Origin of the sequence: Kosakonia sp. H02 (genome assembly GCA_030704225.1) — a bacterium.
GTDB lineage: Bacteria > Pseudomonadota > Gammaproteobacteria > Enterobacterales > Enterobacteriaceae > Kosakonia.
Genome location: CP131915.1, coordinates 1,216,582 through 1,238,080, shown reverse-complemented (window position 1 = coordinate 1,238,080; position 21,499 = coordinate 1,216,582). Strand labels below are relative to the sequence as shown.

Annotated in this window: 13 protein-coding genes and 1 pseudogene; 10 read left to right on the top strand and 4 right to left on the bottom strand. The window is 56.8% G+C overall.

Annotation, left to right across the window (positions count from 1 at the left end; translation table 11 throughout):
- Window positions 1–123: 123 nt before the first annotated feature.
- From bcsG to bcsE, 3 genes are read right to left on the bottom strand one after another with little or no spacing between them, the layout of a single operon-like run.
- A complete protein-coding gene (bcsG, locus tag Q5705_05860; protein ID WLI78074.1) occupies window positions 124–1,803 on the bottom strand; it encodes a cellulose biosynthesis protein BcsG in 1,680 nt (559 codons plus the stop codon).
- On the bottom strand, window positions 1,793–1,993 hold the full coding sequence (gene bcsF / locus Q5705_05855) for a cellulose biosynthesis protein BcsF (protein WLI78073.1): 201 nt from the start codon (window positions 1,991–1,993) through the stop codon (window positions 1,793–1,795). Before bcsF ends, bcsG begins: the two co-directional genes overlap by 11 nt.
- Complete coding sequence (bcsE, locus tag Q5705_05850) at window positions 1,990–3,549, bottom strand: cellulose biosynthesis c-di-GMP-binding protein BcsE (GenBank protein ID WLI78072.1); 1,560 nt, start codon at window positions 3,547–3,549, stop codon at window positions 1,990–1,992. Before bcsE ends, bcsF begins: the two co-directional genes overlap by 4 nt.
- Before the next feature lie 171 nt (window positions 3,550–3,720).
- On the opposite strand from bcsE, the gene bcsR reads away from it, so the two are divergent.
- The 9 genes and pseudogenes from bcsR to Q5705_05805 all read left to right on the top strand — a co-directional run bounded on the left by bcsR (window position 3,721) and on the right by Q5705_05805 (window position 19,340).
- Window positions 3,721–3,909 carry a cellulose biosynthesis protein BcsR gene (bcsR, locus tag Q5705_05845; GenBank protein ID WLI78983.1) on the top strand — a complete coding sequence of 63 codons (189 nt, stop codon included), beginning with the start codon at window positions 3,721–3,723 and terminating at the stop codon, window positions 3,907–3,909.
- Window positions 3,910–3,920: 11 nt separating this feature from the next.
- Window positions 3,921–4,667, top strand: a complete 747-nt coding sequence (gene bcsQ / locus Q5705_05840) for a cellulose biosynthesis protein BcsQ (protein WLI78071.1) — start codon at window positions 3,921–3,923, stop codon at window positions 4,665–4,667.
- Window positions 4,664–7,267: a UDP-forming cellulose synthase catalytic subunit gene (bcsA, locus tag Q5705_05835; GenBank protein ID WLI78070.1), complete on the top strand. Its 2,604-nt coding sequence runs from the start codon at window positions 4,664–4,666 to the stop codon at window positions 7,265–7,267. Before bcsQ ends, bcsA begins: the two co-directional genes overlap by 4 nt.
- A 25-nt stretch (window positions 7,268–7,292) precedes the next feature.
- On the top strand, window positions 7,293–9,689 hold the full coding sequence (gene bcsB, locus Q5705_05830; GenBank protein ID WLI78069.1) for a cellulose biosynthesis cyclic di-GMP-binding regulatory protein BcsB: 2,397 nt from the start codon (window positions 7,293–7,295) through the stop codon (window positions 9,687–9,689).
- 6 nt (window positions 9,690–9,695) lie between these two features.
- The gene (gene bcsZ, locus Q5705_05825) at window positions 9,696–10,802 is read left to right on the top strand and encodes a cellulose synthase complex periplasmic endoglucanase BcsZ (GenBank protein WLI78068.1); all 1,107 of its coding nucleotides are present in this window, start codon (window positions 9,696–9,698) and stop codon (window positions 10,800–10,802) included.
- Window positions 10,784–14,263 carry a cellulose synthase complex outer membrane protein BcsC gene (gene bcsC / locus Q5705_05820; protein WLI78067.1) on the top strand — a complete coding sequence of 1,160 codons (3,480 nt, stop codon included), beginning with the start codon at window positions 10,784–10,786 and terminating at the stop codon, window positions 14,261–14,263. The genes bcsZ and bcsC overlap by 19 nt, the downstream gene beginning before the upstream one ends.
- Before the next feature lie 220 nt (window positions 14,264–14,483).
- Window positions 14,484–16,103, top strand: a pseudogene (locus Q5705_05815) (EAL domain-containing protein).
- 238 nt (window positions 16,104–16,341) lie between these two features.
- The gene (locus Q5705_05810) at window positions 16,342–17,628 is read left to right on the top strand and encodes a dicarboxylate/amino acid:cation symporter (GenBank protein WLI78066.1); all 1,287 of its coding nucleotides are present in this window, start codon (window positions 16,342–16,344) and stop codon (window positions 17,626–17,628) included.
- Window positions 17,629–17,846: 218 nt separating this feature from the next.
- Window positions 17,847–19,340 (top strand): pitrilysin family protein, encoded by a 1,494-nt coding sequence (locus tag Q5705_05805; GenBank protein WLI78065.1) that lies wholly within the window; start codon window positions 17,847–17,849, stop codon window positions 19,338–19,340.
- Window positions 19,341–19,510: 170 nt separating this feature from the next.
- Here the strand turns inward: Q5705_05805 and Q5705_05800 are convergent, their stop codons facing one another.
- Window positions 19,511–20,440, bottom strand: a complete 930-nt coding sequence (locus tag Q5705_05800) for a sugar kinase (protein WLI78064.1) — start codon at window positions 20,438–20,440, stop codon at window positions 19,511–19,513.
- Window positions 20,441–20,670: 230 nt separating this feature from the next.
- On the opposite strand from Q5705_05800, the gene pdeH reads away from it, so the two are divergent.
- Window positions 20,671–21,441: a cyclic-guanylate-specific phosphodiesterase gene (gene pdeH / locus Q5705_05795; GenBank protein ID WLI78063.1), complete on the top strand. Its 771-nt coding sequence runs from the start codon at window positions 20,671–20,673 to the stop codon at window positions 21,439–21,441.
- The last annotated feature ends 58 nt before the right edge of the window (window positions 21,442–21,499 follow it).

The following is a 21,499-nucleotide window of genomic DNA, read 5'->3' as shown; positions in this document are numbered from 1 at the left end:
CCTGATGGCGTTTCGCTTATCAGGCCTACAATCCCCTTGTGCCCGATGGCGCTTTGCTTATCGGGCCTACGAAGGCCTTGTAGGCCGGGTAAGGCGTAGCCGCCACCCGGCATAAACGCCGCTTTACTGCGGATACGGCACCCAGTCGCCGCCGTTCAGTCGCACATACGGTTTGTTCTGATACTGGATAACCACCGCGTTGGCGTTTTCCGACACCGGCGCCGTTTGCGGCAGGTTGCTGACCAGTTTCTGCCAGTCCACGCTATCCTCGGTAAAAATTTTGCCGTCCAGCACGCGGGTAACAATCTCCGAAATCGCCTGGAAACTGCTCGGCTGCGTCACCACCAGCGGCGCGCCCTGGTGCGGCGTTTTCATGCCGAAGAACTTAACCGCCGTCGGCACGTTGGTAATGGACGGGCTGGGAATATCGCGCAGACCAGAAACCTGCATTTTATCCCCCTGCAACGCCGCGCCGTGTTCCGGGATCAGCACCACCATCACTTTTCGCCCGGATTTCTCCAGTTGCGTAAAGAAGGCATCCAGCTCATCAAACAGTTTCTGCGCCCGCAGTTTGTAATCGGCGGTTTTGCGATCGCCCGGATAGTGGTTGCCATCATGCAGCGGCAGCAGGTTGTAATAGGTCGCGGTGCGCTGGCCCTGTTTGAAACTGTCGGACTCCATCCAGCGGTTAAGCACGGCGGTATCGTCATACACCGGCGAGCCGTCGAAGGAGAGCAGCACCGTTGGCAAACCTGCCTGGTTCATCAGCGGCACCTGCATCCCCCCGTTGTCACGCACTTCTTTCAGGAAACCGCCGAACTCGCCGTTGTGATCCATCATCAACTGCTGCGTAAAGCCGAGTTTTGAAAGATTATCAAACAGATAGCACTGGTTATTCGCCTGTTGATACAAGTTTTTATGCGATGGCTGACCGCAGCTTGCGCGCAGCAGGCGGATCGCCGCCGGGCCGCTGTAAGCCGTTGCGGAGTTGAAGTTTTTGAATTCAATATCGAAGTGCGCCCACAGCGGGTGCGACGCCAGACCGGCGGCTTCAATATCGGACCAGGAGAGCGAACAGATATTGATAAACAGCAGATCGAACGGCTGGGCATCGGCGGGCAACTGCGCCGGGAAAGTGCTCTGGCGCTTCTCTTCCGCAGCATAGAAACTGGCGAGCCATGCATTGAGGTTTTCTGAGGTCGGCGGTGCCGTTTGCGCCGGAATATCACCCACCACTGGCGTATTATCCGCCGCCGCAACCGTTGCCGCCTGCGAACCGCCGGTGGTGGTTACCGTCGTCGTTGGCTGGCCGCCGGGCCACAAATTAAACGCCGGGCCGCTCAGGGTCAGCACGTTCAGCCAGATCATTATCGCCACCACAAACACCGTGACGCGGATCCATTGCGCCAAAAACAGCCACGCCACTAACAGCACAAACACCGCGCCGATCATCTGCCAGTTAATAAAGCGCACCACCAGGTCCAGCAGGTAATCGGCGCTAAAGCCCGCGACCTGGTTGCCCTGGCTTAGCATGCTTTCCAGCCCCGGCAACCAGGTGTCGTGCCAGAACAGGCCAAAGCCAATCGGGATGGCAATCCAGTGGCGAAGGCGATGCAGGCGCAGGCGCGGCAGCGGCATCAGCAGGAAGGCCATAAACACCAGGTTCATCATCGGATGGAAGTTAAGGTAGCCCGCCCACAGCAGCCCGAATTTCACCAGAAAGTAGAAATTCCAGCCGGAAAGGCCGCGCCAGTATTGCCACAGCGGCGAAGGCGATGAAGCGGTCAACGTATTATTTGTCATGTTTGCGGTCTGCCTTGACGAGCGGGTCCCTGCGTAAAACACCGGTTGGTTTTACAAAGCGGGGTTTGGTAAACGTTAAACGAAACGCGGTGCGAATCGGGCGCTGCCAGTGGCGCGCAAGGTAGCCTAGCGGGAAGAAGATCAGCGCGCAAAGCACGATGAGCTGAATAATATCGCTGATTGACATCATGATGACGGCTCCGTCACATCGCTAAATAACCGATGCGGCTGCGGAACCCGACGCCAGACAGTGCCGTCATGTTCCGCATTGATCAGTTTTTTGGTCTGCGTAGTCGCAGGCAGCGGCTTCGACACGCGCTCTGGCGGCAGCGCGCGCATTTCTACCAGTTCCGCAGCAATTTGATTGTCCTCGAACCACACCATGCGGTTGGAAAAAATATCGCCCGTCGGCAGAGGGAAAATATGGTTCAGCGCGGTATCAAGATCGTTGACCCGGCAAAACGACAAAAACAGCATCAGGCGGTTGTCGCTCATGCTGACAATATCGCCCATGCGGTTCGGGCGACAGAGCGTCAACGCCTGTTCAACGCGAATACCCGGCACCGGGCGCAGCGCCACCATTACCCCTTTACCGTCCGGGGGAAGTAACGGGTTATTGACCATATTGCTCACCGCATCGCAGAACACCTCCCACGGCTGGTAACCGCGCAATTTCAGCGGCTGCGTCATAGAGAGCAACGTGGTGATATCTTCCGGCACCAGGCGAGTAAACTGCTGACCCTGCACGCTTTCAATCAGCGTTAAACAGCGTGAAAGCGGGGCGTTCCACGGGATCACCATATTCGCACCGCAACCCAGTAACAGGCGTTCATCGGTGGCGCGCAGGCTGGCGATACTTTCGCGGACGATGATTTTCAGACCGCTGCCGCGCTGGCGGCGCAGGGTGTGGATCTGTCGGGCTATCGTCTCTATCTGGTTATTTTGCGCGAGGGTGAAAATCAGCGTCGCCGCCTGGCAGGTGCGCGCTTCTTCAAATAAGGCTTCGTTGGTCTCAAATAAGGTCCAGTGTTCGGAGAGCGGCGGCGCGCCTTCCAGCACGGCAATATTACTTAAGATGCGCTTCTCATCGCTGCGCGGCTGAACGGCGGCCTCTTCTTGCTTCGCGAGCTGCCATTGCCCCTCGTGGTGAGTCAGCAGCAGTTGCTGGCGAGCGCTGATACCTTTTTCATTACACCACCAGGCAACATCATAAAGGTGGATACCATTTTGATAACGCAGGCTCGCCAGCCCAAATAGTGAGCGATATTCGCTCATTAAAATCGAGGATTGTTTATCGTTATTGCTGCCGGGGTTAATAACCAGAACGGCGCAATTATAATATTTAGACCACTCATGAGTTCTTTCTAACCACTTGCGCAATTTTGGCGCAGGAATATTCTGCCATGCATTATTTGCAGAGAGCAGGATCAGTAAATATTTTTGCGGGTCAAGAGAGCTGAGTAAATCGCGGGTGAAAAAGTATAGACTGTTATCCTGATTTGGCATGGCAAAGAGGTTGATTTTTTCCGGGCCGTGATCTTTCTCTAATTTAATAACGCTTCGCAGATCGCTACCCATGCCCGCCACCGCGACTTTAGCGTCGCTATCTTGTGCCGCGAGTGTTTGATTTAACAGGCTGAATGCGTCCTGCTCGCGGTCGGTATTTAACCACCAAACCCCGCCCGCAAGCATGTGACGCAATTCGTCCCACAATGAGTGGATTCCAATAGAAAATATAGGGTTCACGATGTCCCTCTGGAAGCTAATATGTCTGTATCTCAGTTTACTAGCGAAAGCCGAGAAATAAACCTAACATTGAAATTAAAGAACAGCAGATTTAGCATGTAAACGCATTTTCTCAGGCGCGATGCCTTGCCACATCAAATATGGTTATTTATTCAATGGGATCGGGCCAGCATGCATAGCAATGAAAGCAAAACGCAATCAGATCCGACGCTGGGTTATACCTTCCAAAACGATTTTTTGGCGCTAAGTAAGGCATTTTCATTACCCGAAATAGACTATGCCGATATTTCCCAGCGTGAACAGTTGGCGGCCGCCATTAAGCGCTGGCCGTTGCTGGCTGAATTAGCTCGTCAACAATAAAGGACCCGTGGATGACCGTCTTGGGATTACAGGGGATCCGTGGTGGCGTTGGTACAACGTCGATCACTGCGGCTCTGGCCTGGTCATTACAACTCTTAGGGGAATCAGTGCTGGTCATTGACGCCTGCCCTGATAATCTTCTGCGCCTGTCATTTAATGTCGATTTCACCCATAAAGCGGGCTGGGCGCGCGCGCTGATTGATGGTCATCAGTGGCGCGACGCAGGTATGCGTTATACCTCTCAACTTGATGTTTTACCTTTTGGTTGTCTGGCGGCGAACGAATGGGAAAACACGGCGTTACTCCACGAAGCCTTTAATCAATTAACCCCGGTTTTGCAGACGCTGAAAACGCAGCAGCACTATCCATGGATATTGATTGACCTGCCGCACGGCGTTTCGCCGCTGGCGCGCCAGTTTATTGAGCAGTGCGACCACGTGTTTACGGTGGTGAAACCCGATACCAACTGCCATGTGCGCCTGCATCAGCAGCCGCTACCCGCAGGTGCGCACATTCTGATTAACGACCTGCGTCTTGGCAGCCAGTTGCAGGACGATCTCTGGCAAGTCTGGCTGCAAAGCCAGCCGCGCATTCTGCCCATGGTTATCCACCGTGATGAAGCGATGGCCGAGTGCCTGGCTTCGAAACAACCGCTGGGGGAGTACCGTAGCGATGCGCTGGCGGCAGAAGAGATCCTGACGCTGGCGAACTGGTGCCTGCTGCATTGCGCCACGGCACCGGAAAGGAGCGAGGCATGAGCCGCGCGAGTGCCTGGTTGCTTCCCTTCCCGGTTAACACGCGCCTGAGCGAGCGCTACCAGCGTTATCGCCAGCATGGCGCGTCGGCTTTTAGCGCCGCCGCTGGTTGCTTCTGGGCGATCCTCGCCTGGGTAGTTATTCCGCTGGAGCATCCGCGTTGGCAGCAACTGCGCGCGCAACAGCACCAGTGGTTCCCGCACATTGACCCGGACAGGCCGCGCCCGCTCGACCCGGCACGCTACCTGCTGCAAACCTTGTGGCTACTGGTGATGTTACCGTGGGGGCCGCCGAAGTCGGCGCGGCGCCAGCGTTTTGCCCGCGCCCGCGCGTTACGTGGACGCTGGTATCACTGGCTCGATACGCTGCCGGGGCGCTTCACGCAACGCACCCGCCATCTTGAACAACAAAAAGAGCTCGGCCACATCAACCCGCAACTGCGGCGCATCATTCTCGGCGTGGTGGTGGTGTTTTCATTTATTCTCGCCATCTTGTGCATTACTCAGCCGTTTAATCCGCTGTCTCAATTCATCTTTTTGATGTTGCTGTGGGGCGTGGCGCTCCTGGTGCGGCGCATTCCGGGGCGCTTCTCAGCCCTGATGTTGATTGTCCTGTCGCTGACGGTTTCCTGCCGCTATATCTGGTGGCGTTATACCTCGACGCTGAACTGGGACGATCCGGTCAGCCTGGTGTGCGGCCTGGTGCTGCTGTTCGCTGAAACTTACGCCTGGATTGTGCTGGTGCTCGGCTATTTCCAGGTAGTCTGGCCGCTCAACCGCCAGCCGGTGCCGCTGCCGAAAGAGATGTCGCAGTGGCCGTCGGTAGATATCTTCGTGCCGACCTATAACGAAGATCTCAACGTGGTGAAAAACACCATTTACGCATCGCTCGGCATCGACTGGCCAAAAGATAAACTCAAAATCTGGATCCTCGATGATGGCGGGCGCGAAGAGTTTCGCCAGTTTGCCAAAACCGTCGGTGTTGAATACATTGCCCGCCCCACGCACGAACATGCGAAAGCGGGCAATATCAACAATGCGCTTAAACATGCGAAGGGCGATTTTGTGTCGATTTTCGACTGCGACCACGTCCCGACGCGCTCGTTCCTGCAAATGACCATGGGCTGGTTCCTGAAAGAGAAAAAGCTGGCGATGATGCAGACGCCGCACCACTTTTTCTCGCCGGATCCGTTTGAACGTAACCTTGGGCGTTTTCGTAAAACGCCAAACGAAGGCACGCTGTTCTACGGCCTGGTGCAGGATGGTAACGACATGTGGGATGCCACCTTCTTCTGCGGCTCTTGCGCGGTGATCCGCCGCGGGCCGCTGGATGAGATTGGCGGGATCGCGGTCGAAACGGTGACCGAAGATGCGCACACCTCACTGCGCCTGCACCGTCGCGGGCATACCTCGGCCTATATGCGCATTCCGCAGGCCGCAGGGCTGGCGACAGAGAGTTTATCCGCCCATATCGGCCAGCGTATTCGCTGGGCGCGCGGCATGGTGCAGATTTTCCGCCTCGATAACCCGCTGATGGGCAAAGGGCTAAAATTCGCGCAGCGTGTGTGTTACGTCAACGCCATGTTCCACTTCTTGTCCGGCGTGCCACGGCTGATCTTCCTGACCGCGCCGCTGGCGTTCTTGCTGCTGCACGCCTATATCATTTACGCCCCGGCTATCATGATTGCCTTGTTCGTGCTGCCGCATATGATCCACGCCAGCCTGACCAACTCGAAAATCCAGGGCAAATATCGCCACTCGTTCTGGAGTGAAATCTATGAAACGGTGCTGGCCTGGTATATCGCGCCGCCGACGCTGGTGGCGCTGTTCAACCCCCATAAAGGCACCTTCAACGTCACCGCCAAAGGCGGGCTGGTGGAAGAGGAGTATGTGGACTGGGTTATCTCCAAACCCTATATCTACCTGGTGTTGCTAAACCTGCTCGGCGTGCTGGTGGGTATCTGGCGCTACTTCTACGGCCCGGAAAACGAAATTCTCACCGTCTTTGTCAGTATCGCGTGGGTGTTCTACAACATGGTGATCCTCGGTGGCGCGGTGGCGGTATCGGTTGAGAGCAAGCAGGTGCGCCGCTCACACCGCGTGGAGATGACCATGCCTGCGGCGATTGCCCGCGAAGATGGACACCTTTTCTCCTGCACCGTGCAAGACTTCTCGGACGGCGGGCTGGGTATCAAGATCAACGGCCAGGCGCAGGTGCTGGAAGGGCAGAAAGTCAATTTGCTGCTCAAACGCGGCCAGCAGGAGTATGCCTTCCCGACCACGGTGGCGCGCGTGAACGGCAACGAAGTGGGCTTACAACTGATGCCGCTGACCACCAAACAGCATATCGATTTTGTGCAGTGCACCTTTGCCCGCGCCGATACCTGGGCGCTGTGGCAGGACAGCTTCCCGGAAGATAAGCCTCTGGAAAGCCTGCTGGATATTTTAAAACTGGGTTTCCGCGGCTACCGCCATCTCGCGGAATTTGCTCCCTCGTCCGTCAAAATGATCTTCCGCTCGCTCACCGCGCTGGTGTCCTGGGTAGTGTCATTTATTCCGCGCCGCCCGGCACGGAATGTGGCGTTGCAGCAACCGATGACGTGATTGGCTCAACAATGATGAAAACGCGATGAAAAGAAAACTTTCCTGGATGTGTGCCGTGGCAGTGGGTGTCAGCACGCTGACGCCAATGATGACCTGGGCTGCGCCCGCCCGTCCTGCACCGACCGTGCCGGCCGTCGCGCCTGCCACTGAACCGGTCGTAACGCCTGCGCCGGGGCAAACGGAAACCGTGACGCCGACCACGCCCACCGAAGGGCAAACCGTCGTCGGCCAGGTGATGCCGGGCGTGCAGGGCGCAAACGCGCCAGTGGTGACGTCCGATGCCCCGTCCCGTGATGTCAAACTCACCTTTGCGCAGATTGCGCCGCCGCCTGGCAGCATGGTGCTGCGCGGTATTAACCCGAACGGTGGCGTGGAGTTTGGTATGCGCAGCGATGAAGTCGTATCGAACGCGGTGCTTAACCTGGAATACACCCCGTCGCCGTCGCTGCTGCCGGTGCAGTCCCAATTGAAGGTCTATCTGAACGACGAATTGATGGGCGTATTGTCGGTCACCAAAGAGCAACTGGGTAAGAAAACCCAGGCGCAGATGCCGATCAATCCGCTGTTTATCACCGACTTTAACCGCGTGCGGCTGGAGTTTGTCGGCCACTACCGCGATGTGTGTGAAAACCCGGCCAGCAGTACGCTGTGGATGGATATCGGGCGCAGCAGTTCGCTGGATTTGACCTACCAGAAGCTGTCGGTGAAAAACGATCTCTCCCATTTCCCGATCCCCTTCTTCGACCCGCGTGATAACCGCGCGTTAACCCTGCCGATGGTCTTCGCGGGCGCGCCGGATATCGGGCAACAACAGGCGGCGGCAATTATTGCTTCGTGGTTCGGCTCCCGCACCGGCTGGCGTGGGCAGACCTTCCCGGTCTCTTACAATACGCTGCCGGACAACAACGCCATCGTCTTTGTCACCAACGACAAGCGCCCGGATTTCCTGAAAGATTTCCCGGCGGCAAAAGGGCCGACCATCAGCATGGTCAATCACCCGAATAATCCGTATATGAAACTGCTGGTCATCGCCGGGCGTGATGATAAGGACCTGTTGCAGGCGGCAAAAGGCATCGCCCAGGGCAATGTGCTGTTTCGCGGTGATAGCGTGACGGTGGATGAGGTGAAACCGCTGCTGGCGCGCCAGCCGTACGATGCGCCGAACTGGGTGCGTACCGACCGCCCGGTCACGTTTGGCGAGTTAAAAGCCTATGAAGAGCAGTTGCAGGCCACCGGGCTGGAACCGGCTTCTATTAACCTGTCGCTGAACCTGCCGCCGGACCTCTATCTGCTGCGCAGTACCGGTATCGATATGAGCCTCAATTATCGCTATACCGCGCCGCCGACCAAAGATGGCTCGCGCATGGATATCAGCCTTAACAACCAGTTCCTGCAATATTTCAACCTGACAGGGAACCAGGAGAGCAACCGTCTGATGCTGCATCTGCCGGTGCTGCAAGGGCTGCTGGACAGTAAAACCGATGTCTCGATCCCGGCGCTGAAGCTGGGTGCGGTCAATCAGTTGCGCTTTGATTTCCAGTATATGAACCCGATGCCAGGGGGCACGATTGAGAACTGCGTGACCTTCCAGCAGGTGCCGAACCGCGTGGTGATTGGCGACGACTCGACGATTGATTTCTCGAAGTATTACCACTTTATTGCGATGCCGGATCTGCGTGCCTTCGCCAATGCGGGCTTCCCGTTCAGCCGGTTGGCAGATCTGTCGCAAACCATCGTCGTGACGCCACCGCAGCCCACACCGGCGCAGGTTGCCACACTGCTTGATTCACTCGGCGCGGTTGGCGCACAAACCGGCTTCCCGGCGATCAATGTGCAGTTAACCAACGATGGCAACCAAATCAAGGATAAAGACGCCGATATCATGATTATCGGTACCATTCCGCCCGCATTAAAAGATGACGAGCATATCGATCTGCTGGTGGATGCGGCGCAAAGCTGGGTGAAAACGCCGCTGCGCCAGACCGCGTTCCCGTCGATTGTGCCGGATGCCGCCGACCAGCGGGCCGATACGCAAACCGGGGTCACCTCAAATGGCCCAATGGCGGCCATTGTGGGTTTCCAGTCGCCGTATCACGATCAGCGCAGCGTCGTTGCTCTGCTGGCCGACAGCCCGCGCGGCTACGACCTGCTGAACGGCGCATTGAATGACAGCGGCAAGCGCGCGTCGATTTACGGTTCAGTAACGGTAATCCGCGAATCGGGCGTTAATGGCCTGCGCGTGGGGGACATTTATTATGTCGGGCATTTGCCGTGGTTTGAGCGCATCTGGTATGCGCTGGCAAACCATCCGGTGCTGCTGGCGGTGCTGGCAGCAGTCGTTGTGGTGTTGATGGCCTGGGTGCTGTGGCGTCTGCTGCGGATCATTAGTCGCCGCCGCCTTGATCCATCGGATCATGAGTAATTGCTAATGAAAAAACTACGCTGGGTAGGGATCGTGGCGCTGATGCTGGCGGCGATGAATGTGCGCGCCGCCTGTACCTGGCCGGCCTGGGATCACTTTAAACAGGCCTATATCAGCGAGGGCGGACGGGTTATCGACCCAAGCGATCAGCGCAAAATCTCCACCTCGGAAGGGCAGAGCTATGCGCTGTTCTTTGCGCTTGCGGCCAATGATCGCGCCATGTTTGACAAGATACTGCAATGGACGCAGGACAACCTCGCGCAGGGCTCGCTGGCGACCCATCTTCCCGCCTGGTTGTGGGGTAAAAAAGAGGACAACAGTTGGCAAGTGCTCGATACCAACTCGGCGTCCGATGGCGATATCTGGATTGCCTGGTCTCTGCTGGAGGCCGGGCGTCTGTGGAAAGACGATCGTTATACGCAGTTAGGTAAAGGGCTGTTAACCCGGATTGCCAAAGAAGAAGTGGTAACGGTGCCGGGGCTGGGTTCGATGCTGCTGCCGGGGAAAGTTGGCTTTGCCGAACCAACGGTCTGGCGCTTTAACCCCAGCTATTTGCCGCCGCAACTGGCGAGTTATTTTGCCCGTTTCGGCGCGCCCTGGTCGACGCTTCGTGAAACCAATCTGCGCTTGCTGCTGGAGACCGCGCCGAAGGGGTTCTCGCCGGACTGGGTACGTTACCAAAAGGACAGCGGCTGGCAGCTTAAAGCGGAAAAAACGCTGATTAGCAGCTACGATGCCATTCGCGTCTATTTGTGGGTGGGCATGATGCACGATCGCGACGAGCAAAAAGCGCGTCTGCTCAGCAAACTGAAACCGATGGCCAGCGCGACGCAAAAAAATGGCGCAGTGCCGGAAAAAGTCGATGTTGCAAGCACGCAACTCCGCGGCGATGGCCCGGTCGGTTTTGCTGCTGCACTGCTGCCGTTTTTACAGGATCGCGATGCGCAGGCCGTGCAACGGCAAAAAGTGGCCGACCACTTTCCCGGTGATGATGCCTATTACAGCTACGTTCTGACCCTGTTTGGACAAGGGTGGGATCAGCACCGTTTTCGTTTCACCCCTCGCGGTGAGTTACAACCTGACTGGGGCCAGTCATGCGCAAGTTCATCGTAAGCTTACTCTGTGTCTCGCTCGGCCTGGCACTTGCGCCTGGCGCAGGCGCGGCAGAGCCGACTGCGCAGCAGCAATTACTGGCGCAGGTGCGTCTGGGTGAGAGCACCCGGCGCGAGGATCTAGTGCGCCAGTCGCTCTACCGCCTTGAACTTATCGACCCGGATAACCCGGACGTCGTTGCCGCGCGTCTGCGCTATTTACTGCGCCAGGGCGATACGGCGGGTGCGCAAAAGCAGCTCGATCGCCTGAAACAACTGGCCCCGGATTCCGGCGCGTATCACGCTTCTGTCACGACGATGGCGCTGTCGACAGCCGAAGGGCGACAGGCGCTGCAACAGGCGCGTTTGCAGGCTACGACCGGGCATACGCAGGAGGCGATTGCCGCGTATGACGCACTGTTTAAGGGTAATCCGCCGGAAGGCGATGTAGCCGTCGAGTACTGGCTGTTGGTCGCAAAAGTTCCGGCGCGGCACGCTGAAGCCGTTAACCGCCTGCAAGCGCTTAACGCCCGCAACCCCGGAAACGACCAACTGCAAGCCGGGCTGGCGCAGTTGCTGTTTGCCGATGGCCGCAGTGCAGAAGGCTATAAGGTGCTGGAGCAGATGGCGAAATCGAGCAGCGGGCGCGAAACGGCGGCCAGCCTCTGGTATCAACAGCTTCAGGAAATGCCGGTCAGCGACGCCAGCGTGCAGGCGCTCCAGCATTTTCTGACGATTTTCTCCTCGGGCGATACGGTAGACAGCGCCCGTACGCAGTTAGCCGCGCAACAAAAACAACTGGCCGATCCCGCCTTCCGCGCCCGTGCGACGGGTCTTGCCGCGGTGGATGCCGGGCAGGGGGCGAAAGCGGTCGGTGAGTTGCAACAGGCGGTCAATGCCAACAAGACCGACAGCGAAGCCGTGGGTGCGCTGGGCCAGGCCTATTCACAAAGCGGCGATCGCGCCCGCGCGGTGGCGCAGTTTGAAAAAGCCATCGCCATGGATCCGACCAGCGGTAATCGCAGCAAGTGGGACAGCCTGCTGAAAACCAACCGCTACTGGCTATTGATTCAACAGGGCGATGAAGCCCTGAAAGCGAATAATCCGGCGCAGGCGGAGCGTTATTACCAGCAGGCGCGCAGTACCGATAACACTGACAGTTATGCCGTACTCGGCCTCGGCGATGCGGCGGCGGCGCGTAAAGATAACGCGGCAGCGGAGACCTTTTACCGCCAGGCGCTGCGCATGGACAGCGGTAACGTTAATGCCGTGCGCGGACTGGCCAATATTTACCGCGCTACATCGCCGGACAAAGCGGAGAGCTTTATTCAGTCGCTCACTGCCAGCCAGCGGCGCAGCATTGAGGATATTGAACGCGGGCTGACCAACGACCGTTTGTCGCAACAGGCCGAGACGCTGGAAAGCCAGGGCCAGTGGGCGCAGGCGGCCGACGTGCAACGTAAGCGGCTGGCACTCGACCCCGGCAGCGTGTGGATAACCTACCGTCTGGCAAGCGATCTCCGCCAGGCCGGGCAGCGCGGCGAAGCGGATTCCCTGATGAGCCGCCTGGCGACACAAAAACCGGGCGATGCCGAGCAGGTTTATGCCTACGGGCTTTATTTATCTGGCAATAATCAGGAGAGGGCGGCGCTAAACCACCTCAACACGCTGCCCAAAGCGCAGTGGAACAGTAATATTCAGGAACTGGCAGACCGGCTGCAAAGCAATCAGTTGCTGGAAAGCGCCAACCGCCTGCGCGACAGCGGTCATGAAGACCAGGCGATCGCGCTGTTAGCGCAGCAACCTGCTTCCACGCGCCTTGATTTAACCCTCGCCGACTGGGCGCAGCAGCGGGGCGATACGGCTTCGGCGCAGGAGTATTACCAGCGCGTGCTGAAGCGCGAGCCGGCGAATGACGATGCGCTGCTCGGCCTGGCTGAACTTTACGCCGCCGACGGCAACCCGCTCGCCGCGCGGGCGCAACTGGCGAAGCTGTCAACCTCGCCCACACAACCACAATCCATCAACACCCAGCGGCGGCTGGCGCTGGTGCAGGCGCAACTGGGCGATACCGCCAGCGCAGAGCGTATCTTCGGGGCGATTGTGCCGCAGGCAACATCTCAGCCGCCGTCGATGGAAAGTGCGCTGGTGCTGCGTGATGCCGCCCGCTTTGAGGCACAAACGGGGGCGCCGCAACAGGCGCTGGACACCTATCAAGAGGCGATGGTGGCAGCGGGTGTGGCCACGCAGCGCCCGACGGATAACGACAGTTTTACCCGTTTGACGCGCAACGATGAAAAAGATGACTGGCTGAAACGGGGCGTGCGCAGCGATGCGGCGGATCTTTACCGCCAGCAGGATGTGAATGTCACCCTGCAACATGAATATTCAGACTCCAGCGGCACGGGCGGTTATTCCGATTTGAAAGGCCACACCACCATGTTGCAGGCGGATGCGCCGCTGGCGGACGGGCGCATGTTCTTTCGTACCGATGTGGTGAATATGGATGTCGGGACGTTTGAGCAAAATGCCGATGGTTCCTACAGCCCGAATTTTGGTACTTGCGGTGATGTCGCCTGCGTGGGCGGCAACCGGCACCAGTCTGATAGCGGCGCCAGCCTTGGCGTCGGCTGGCGAAATAATACCTGGTCGATGGATATTGGCACCACGCCGATGGGTTTCAACGTGGTCGATGTGGTCGGCGGCGTGAGCTACAGCAGCGATGTCGGGCCGTTTGGCTACACGGTGGATCTCCACCGCCGCGCCATTTCCAGCTCGCTGCTGGCCTTTGGCGGGCAAAAAGATCCCAACACCGGTAAAACCTGGGGCGGCGTGCGGGCCAACGGCGGCACGCTGAGCCTCAGTTACGATAAAGGCGAAGCCAACGGCGTGTGGGCGAGCCTCGGCGCGGATACGCTGGAGGGCAAAAATGTCGAGGATAACTGGCGCGTGCGCTGGATGACCGGTTATTACTACAAGCTGATTAATGAGAACAATCGGCGCGTGACGGTCGGGCTGAACAATATGATTTGGCACTACGACAAAGATTTGAGTAACTACACGCTCGGTCAGGGCGGTTATTACAGCCCGCAGGAGTATCTCTCTTTTGCGGTGCCGATAATGTGGCGTCAGCGCACGGAAAACTGGTCGTGGGAGCTGGGCGGGTCGGCGTCGTGGTCGCACTCGCGTAACAAAACCATGCCGCGCTACCCACGGTTGAACCTGATCCCGGCGGATTTCCGCACGCTGGCAAGCGAGCAAATCGAGTCTGGGAGCAGCAGTAACGGTTTTGGTTATACCGCCCGCGCGCTGGTGGAGCGTCGGGTGACATCTAACTGGTTTATAGGTGCTGGTATTGATATTCAGCAGGCGAAAGATTACACCCCCAGCCACGCCTTGATTTATGTGCGTTATTCCGCGGCGGGGTGGCAAGGCGATATGGATATGCCGATAGAGCCGTTGGTTCCACAGGCCGACTGGTAAAAAAAGACAATTCCTGGCGGGAAATCATGGCGCACTTCGTACTCGGTGCTGTGGTTAACCGCCAACAATTCAATCGGTTATCCCACGTATTTGCCACGATTATAGATGGCCTGATAATCTACTTCGCCGTTTATCTAAAGAGCACCGCGATAGAGTATACTCTGGCGGCAGAGTCAGCCTGACCTTTCCTCTGCGCCTATTGTTTCTCTGGAGAGTGATTTTGCGTGTTAGCCGTTCTTTAACGATTAAACAGATGGCCATGGTTTCCGTTGTTTCTATGGTGTTTGTTTTTATTTTTTGCGTCATTTTGCTGTTTCACTTCTTACAGCAGAATCGCTACAACACGGCTGTACAACTGGAAAGTATCGCTCGTTCGGTGCGTGAACCGCTGTCGGCGGCGATTTTGAAGGCCGACATTCCCGAAGCCGAAGCCATTATCAAACAAATCAAGCCCGCGGGCGTGGTGAGCCGCGCCGATGTGGTGCTGCCCAACCAGTTCCAGGCGCTGCGTATGCGCTTTATCCCGGAACGCCCGGTGCCGGTGATGATCACCCGCATCTTTGAATTACCGATTCAGATCTCGTTGCCCATTTATTCACTGGAGCGCCCGGCAAACCCGCAACCGCTGGCGTACCTGGTGCTGCAAGCCGACTCTTACCGGGTCTATAAATTCGTTATCAGCACGCTCTCAACGTTAGTAACGGCTTACTTACTGTTGACCTTGATGATAACCGTAGCGATAACCTGGTGTATTAACCGGCTGGTGATGCATCCGCTGCGCAAAATTTCTCGTGAACTGAACGACTTGTCTGCCCAGGATCTGCCCGGACATCAACTGGCGCTGCCCCGGCTCCATCATGATGATGAGATTGGCATCATCGTGCGCAGCTATAACCGCAACCAGCAACAATTGCTGCGCCAGCAAGAAGAGCTGAGTACCCAGGCGATGCTGTTCCCGGTGTCCGAATTGCCCAATAAGGCGTTTTTGATGGCGTTGCTGGAGCAGGCCGTTGCCGGACATGCGCCCTCGACACTGTTGATTATCTCCAGCGCTACCCTGCGAGACACCGCCGGTGTGTTACAGGAAGCGCAGCGCGAAGTGCTGTTGCTGACGCTGGTGGAAAAACTGAAATCGGTGCTCTCGCCGGGCATGGTGCTGACCCAACTCAATATCAGCGATTTCGCGCTTTTCGCCCCCGGCCTGCAAGCACCGTGGCAGGCAATGAAATTAAGTAAGCGAGTACTCACTGTTATTAACGAACGGGTGCCGCTGAAGGGGATTCAGTTGCGCCCCCATGCCAACCTGGGTGTGGCGATGTTTACCGGCACGCTTTCTGCCGCTGAGTTGCTCCAGCAGGCCGCCTCGGCGCTCGCCAGTGCGCAGCGCAACGGCAAAAACCAGATCCACTTCTTCGACCCGCAACAGCGTGAGCAGGCGCAGCAATGGCTGGCGCAGGAGAGCGAAATCGTCACCGCCTTTGAGCAACAACGTTTTGCGCTCTGGCTGCAACCCCAGCGTGAGCAGCCAGATGGCGCGGTGGTGAGCGCCCGCGGGGTGCTGCGTTTACGCCAGCCGGATGATAGCTGGGCTGAGGACGAGGCGCTGTTCGCGCGCATCGCAGAGTGTGGGCTAACGAGTAAGGTGTGCGACTGGATGCTGGAAGAGGCTTGCTGTCTGCTGGCCGACTGGCAGTCGCGCGGCATTACACTGCCGCTCGCGGTGGCGCTTCCGGCGCAGGCGCTGCTGCACAATGCGCAGGTTGCCAGTGTCGCTGAGCGGCTGCGCCATTACGCCCTCGCGCCGGATGCCCTGAGCCTGGATATTTGCGAGCGCCGGATACAGGGTTCGGAGGATGTGTTATCGCAGGATGCCTTTGAGAAGCGCTATTTTGCCGCTTCAGATAACACTTAAAATAGTTACTTTATTACGGGATTGTGCGAGTCAGCTCAAAGTTCTTAGCATTATTGTTTCTGAATTGCTGTAAGTACATTTCTGTCATGTTGGACGGGTGTTATTTTTAATCCGCAGGCTAACCGAAAACCCTACAAAGCCTGAGGTTTAATCTCAAGGACACCCTATGAAAACCTCCCTGTTTAAAAGTCTCTACTTTCAGGTTCTGACAGCGATCGCCATCGGTATTCTGCTTGGCCATTTCTATCCTGAACTCGGGGCGCAGATGAAACCCCTTGGTGACGGCTTCGTGAAGCTCATCAAGATGATTATCGCGCCCGTCATTTTTTGTACGGTGGTGACCGGTATTGCCGGTATGGAAAGCATGAAAGCCGTGGGTCGTACCGGCGCGGTGGCACTGCTCTATTTTGAAGTTGTCAGTACGCTGGCGCTGATTATCGGCCTGATTATTGTCAACGTGGTGCAACCCGGCGCGGGGATGAACGTCGATCCTGCCACGCTTGATGCCAAAGCGGTGGCGGTCTATGCCGAACAGGCGCAGTCGCAGGGGGTAACCGACTTCCTTCTTGATGTGATCCCGGCCAGCGTTATTGGCGCATTCGCCAGCGGCAATATCCTGCAAGTGCTGCTGTTTGCGGTGCTGTTTGGCTTCGCGCTGCACCGTCTTGGTCACAAAGGCCAGTTGATTTTCAACGTGATTGAAAGCTTCTCGCAGGTGATTTTCGGCATTATCAACATGATCATGCGCCTTGCCCCAATTGGCGCGTTCGGCGCGATGGCCTTTACCATCGGCAAATACGGCGTCGGCACGCTGGTACAGTTAGGTCAGTTGATTATTTGCTTCTATATCACCTGTATTCTGTTCGTGGTGGTGGTGTTGGGGACAATTGCCCGCGTTACGGGTTTCAATATCTTTAAATTTATCCGCTATATCCGCGAAGAACTGCTGATTGTGCTGGGCACGTCCTCTTCCGAATCTGCGCTGCCGCGTATGCTGGAAAAGATGGAGCGCCTGGGTTGTCGCAAATCGGTGGTCGGGCTGGTTATTCCCACCGGTTACTCTTTCAACCTTGATGGCACGTCCATTTATCTGACCATGGCGGCGGTGTTTATCGCCCAGGCGACCAATAGCCATATGGATATTGTTCACCAGATAACGTTGCTGGTGGTGCTGTTGCTGTCGTCGAAAGGCGCAGCCGGGGTGACTGGCAGCGGGTTTATTGTGCTGGCGGCGACGCTTTCTGCGGTGGGCCACCTGCCGGTGGCGGGGCTGGCGCTGATCCTCGGTATTGACCGTTTTATGTCTGAAGCCCGTGCGTTGACTAACCTGGTAGGCAACGGTGTCGCGACCATCGTGGTGGCGAAATGGGTGAAAGAGTTGGATCAAAAACAGCTGGTCAGTGTGCTGGATAATCGTGCTGAGACCGTTAAAACACCCGGAATTTCTTCGTAATTCACGACTTATGCCCGTAGTCTCTTGTTTGACTCCGGGCAGCTAAGCATAATTACCCCTTTGGCTTGCGTCACAGTTCATGATGAATTTTCGGCATAATTCACTTCGCAATGTGACGTTTTGCGTTTCCTGCGGTCTAAAAGCGAAGTGTTTTATGTCTCTTCAGCCTCCTTTAGGCGGGCATACTTTTTAACCAGGAATGTTGATTAGGGGTTCTCATGCAGGGCACAAAAATACGATTGTTAACGGGCGGTTTGCTGATGTTGGCAGCGGCCAGTTATGTGCAGGCAGATGCGCTCCAGCCCGATCCGGCCTGGCAACAAGGGACGCTGTCGAATGGTTTTCAGTGGCAAGTTCTCGCCACCCCGCAGCGCCCCAGCGATCGCATTGAAATTCGTCTGTCGATTGATACCGGCTCGCTCACCGAAAGTACGCAGCAGAGCGGTTACAGCCACTTTATTCCCCGTGTTGCGCTGACCCACAGCGGTCGTCTTGAACCAGCTCAGGTGCGTTCACTCTGGCAACAAGGGATTGACCCGAAACGCCCGCTACCGCCAGCGCTGGTCTCCTACGAATACACGCTTTACAACCTTAGCCTGCCGAACAACCGCAGCGATTTGCTGAAAGAAGCGATGGTCTATCTGGCGGATGCGACCGGGAAATTAACCATTACGCCGGAAACGGTGAACCATGCGCTGGGCAGTAACGATATGGTCGCCACCTGGCCTGGCGACACCAAAGATAACTGGTGGCGTTATCGCCTGAAAGGCTCGCCGCTGCTGGGTCACGATCCGGCCGGAGAGATGAAAGAGCCGGTGGATGCCGCGCAGTTGAAGGCCTTCTACGAAAAATGGTACACGCCGGACGCCATGACGCTGATTGTGGTCGGGAATGTGGACAGCCGCGCCGTCGCTGAGCAAATCAATAAAACCTTTGGCGAGTTGAAAGGCAAACGCCAGACGCCAACGCCGGTCGCCACGCTTTCACCGCTGCCGCACCAGCCGGTGAGCCTGATGACCGAAGCGGTAAATCAGGATCGTCTGTCGATTATGTGGGATTCCGCCTGGCAGCCGATTCGCGAATCCGCCGAGCTTGAACGCTACTGGCGAGCGGATTTAGCCCGCGAAGCGCTGTTCTGGCATATTCAGCAGAATCTCAACAAAAACAACGCTAAAGAGATTGGCCTCGGCTTTGATTGCCGGGTGCTGTTCCAGCGTGCGCAGTGCGCGATTAATGTCGATTCCCCGACCGATAAACTCAATGCCAATACCGGTGTGATCGCCCGTGAACTGGCGAAGGTGCGTGAAAAAGGCCTGCCGGAAGAGGAAGTTAAGGCGCTGATTGCGCAGAAATCCCTTGAATTGCAGAAGCTGTTTGCCACCTACGCGCGCGCCGATACGGATATCCTGATTAGCCAGCGGATGCGCGCGTTGCAAAACCAGGTGGTGGATATTGCGCCGGAACAGTATCAAAAGCTGCGCCAGCGCTTTTTAGCCAACCTGACGCCGGAAATGTTGAACCAGGATCTGCACCAGCAGTTGTCGCAGGATATGACGCTGGTGTTGCTGCAACCGAAAGGCGAACCGGAACATAACATGCAGGATTTGCAGGCGACGTGGGATGCGGTAATGAAGCCGACGGACGCCGCACCTGCCGCTACCAGCACGGATGATGTGCGCCCGGATGTGTCGGATATCCCGCCGCAGCAGTGACGCTAAAAAACCCTCTTCGTGAAAGGAGAGGGTTGAGACTGATGACAAACCTGCTGCCTGATGGCGCTTCGCTTATCAGGCCTACGGAATGAATTCGCAATTTATTGATATTGCATACTTTGTAGGCCGGGTAAGGCAACGCCGCCACCCGGCATAGCCGCTGTACTACGTTACTCCGGCATTGCCTCGCGCGGGATAATCGCGCCGCGATACTGGATAACGGTGCTGGCAGTTAAGTGGCCGCGTTTGGCGGCTTCGGTGGCATCGCCGCCGGTCAGGCGCACGGCAAGGTAACCGGCGCTGAAGGAGTCGCCCGCAGCGGTAGTATCAATCACTTTCTCTTTCGGCAGTTTCACCGCCGGGACTTCAACCACCGCTTCACCGGCGATCGCGACCAGGCAGGAGTCTGCGCCGCGTTTAATCACCACTTCTTTAACGCCTGCGCGTTGGGTACGCTCGATAACTTCTTCCACTGGCTTCTCGCCCCACAGCAGATCTTCATCGTCCAGCGTCAGGAAAGCGATATCGGTGCAGGCCAGCATCTGCTGATAAACGTCGCGGGTCTCTTCTTTGCTCGCCCACAAGCGCGGACGGTAGTTGTTGTCAAAAATCACTTTGCCGCCGTTGGCGCGGCACGCTTTTAACAGCGCCAGCAGCTTAGCGCGGCTGCCAGGGCTTAAAATCGCCAGGCTGATACCGCTCAGGTAGAGATAATCAAAGCCCGCCAGTTGTTCACAAATCATCGCAGACTGCTCGCTCTCCAGCCAGAACTTCGCCGCCGCTTCATTACGCCAGTAATAGAAGGTGCGCTCGCCAGTGCTGTCGGTTTCGATGTAATACAGCCCCGGCAGGCGGTTTTCCATGCGTTGAGTCAGGCTGGTATCAACGTTTTCACTCTGCCAGGCGTCCAGCATCTGCTGGCTGAAATTGTCGGTGCCCAGCGCCGTCACATAGTGAACAGAGAGCGCAGACGGCTTGACCTGGCGGGCGATATAAACAGAGGTGTTCAGCGTGTCGCCGCCAAAGCCACGGTTAACTTCAGCGCCTTTTTGCGACAGTTCGATCATGCATTCGCCGATAACGGCAATTTTCCTGGACATATTCGTAACCTGAATCAGATAAATTAACGGTAGTGTGCGATGTGGGTGATGCGTGGTCAACCATATTAAAACATCGTTCCAGTATTTTTTTGAGCTAAAGCGTATTACGCGCAGATTCCGTCGCCCTGGTTTTTATTTTTGCGCTTCGCCGGGACGTAAAGTTATCTGAACATGCGCCGATAACCCTGTGACGAGTTCATCCAGGTCATCCCATCGACAGGACAGCAGAAATGAAGTTACAGCAGGTCAACCCGCCGCTAAGCATTCCACACGCGAGCATGGAAAGCTTGCAGGAGCATCGTTATTGGCTGCAATGTGAGCGTGCTTATACTTATCAGCCGATCTACAAAACCGATGGCCGTCTGATGGCGATTGAACTGTTAACCGTGGTGACTCACCCTTCTGAACCCGAAAAACGGATTGCCCCGGATCGTTACTTCAGCGAAGTGGCGGTGCGCCAGCGCGTCGACGTGATTAACGAGCAACTCACGCTACTGGCCGAACAGAAAGATTTTTTTACCAAAAATAGTGTGCTGGCTTCGGTGAATGTCGATGGGCCGACGCTGCTTGCAATGCGCCAGAATAGCGAACTGATGGCGCTGGTCGACTCGCTGGCGTGGATCCGCTTTGAACTGGTGGAGCATATCCGTTTACCGCAGGACTCCACCTTTGCCTCCATCAGCGAAATCGGCCCGCTGTGGCTGGATGATTTTGGCACCGGCATGGCGAATTTCTCGGCGCTGAGCGAAGTACGCTATGACTACATCAAAGTGGCGCGCGACCTGTTTATCATGCTGCGCAAGACGCCGGAAGGGCAAAATTTGTTCACGCTGCTGCTGCAATTGATGAATCACTACTGCCAGGGCGTCATTGTCGAAGGGGTCGAAACCCTTGAAGAGTGGCGCGATGTGCAAAACTCACCGGCATACGCGGCGCAGGGCTATTTTCTCTCCCGTCCGGTTCCTTTAAGTAACCTCGCACAAGTCACGCTCAAACTTTAGCCGCTCCCCTTTCCGTCAGGCTCTACTATCTTTATGAGAGGTAAGGCATTAAAGGAAA

Bases quoted from the DNA above. Each gene is read 5' to 3' on its own strand.
- bcsC (WLI78067.1), top strand. From the start codon at position 10,784: ATGCGCAAGTTCATCGTAAGCTTACTCTGTGTCTCGCTCGGCCTGGCA.
- bcsF (WLI78073.1), bottom strand. From the start codon at position 1,993: ATGATGTCAATCAGCGATATTATTCAGCTCATCGTGCTTTGCGCGCTG.
- bcsG (WLI78074.1), bottom strand. From the start codon at position 1,803: ATGACAAATAATACGTTGACCGCTTCATCGCCTTCGCCGCTGTGGCAA.
- Q5705_05800 (WLI78064.1), bottom strand. From the start codon at position 20,440: ATGTCCAGGAAAATTGCCGTTATCGGCGAATGCATGATCGAACTGTCG.
- bcsR (WLI78983.1), top strand. From the start codon at position 3,721: ATGCATAGCAATGAAAGCAAAACGCAATCAGATCCGACGCTGGGTTAT.
- bcsZ (WLI78068.1), top strand. From the start codon at position 9,696: ATGAAAAAACTACGCTGGGTAGGGATCGTGGCGCTGATGCTGGCGGCG.
- bcsA (WLI78070.1), top strand. From the start codon at position 4,664: ATGAGCCGCGCGAGTGCCTGGTTGCTTCCCTTCCCGGTTAACACGCGC.
- bcsB (WLI78069.1), top strand. From the start codon at position 7,293: ATGAAAAGAAAACTTTCCTGGATGTGTGCCGTGGCAGTGGGTGTCAGC.
- Q5705_05810 (WLI78066.1), top strand. From the start codon at position 16,342: ATGAAAACCTCCCTGTTTAAAAGTCTCTACTTTCAGGTTCTGACAGCG.
- bcsQ (WLI78071.1), top strand. From the start codon at position 3,921: ATGACCGTCTTGGGATTACAGGGGATCCGTGGTGGCGTTGGTACAACG.
- Q5705_05805 (WLI78065.1), top strand. From the start codon at position 17,847: ATGCAGGGCACAAAAATACGATTGTTAACGGGCGGTTTGCTGATGTTG.
- pdeH (WLI78063.1), top strand. From the start codon at position 20,671: ATGAAGTTACAGCAGGTCAACCCGCCGCTAAGCATTCCACACGCGAGC.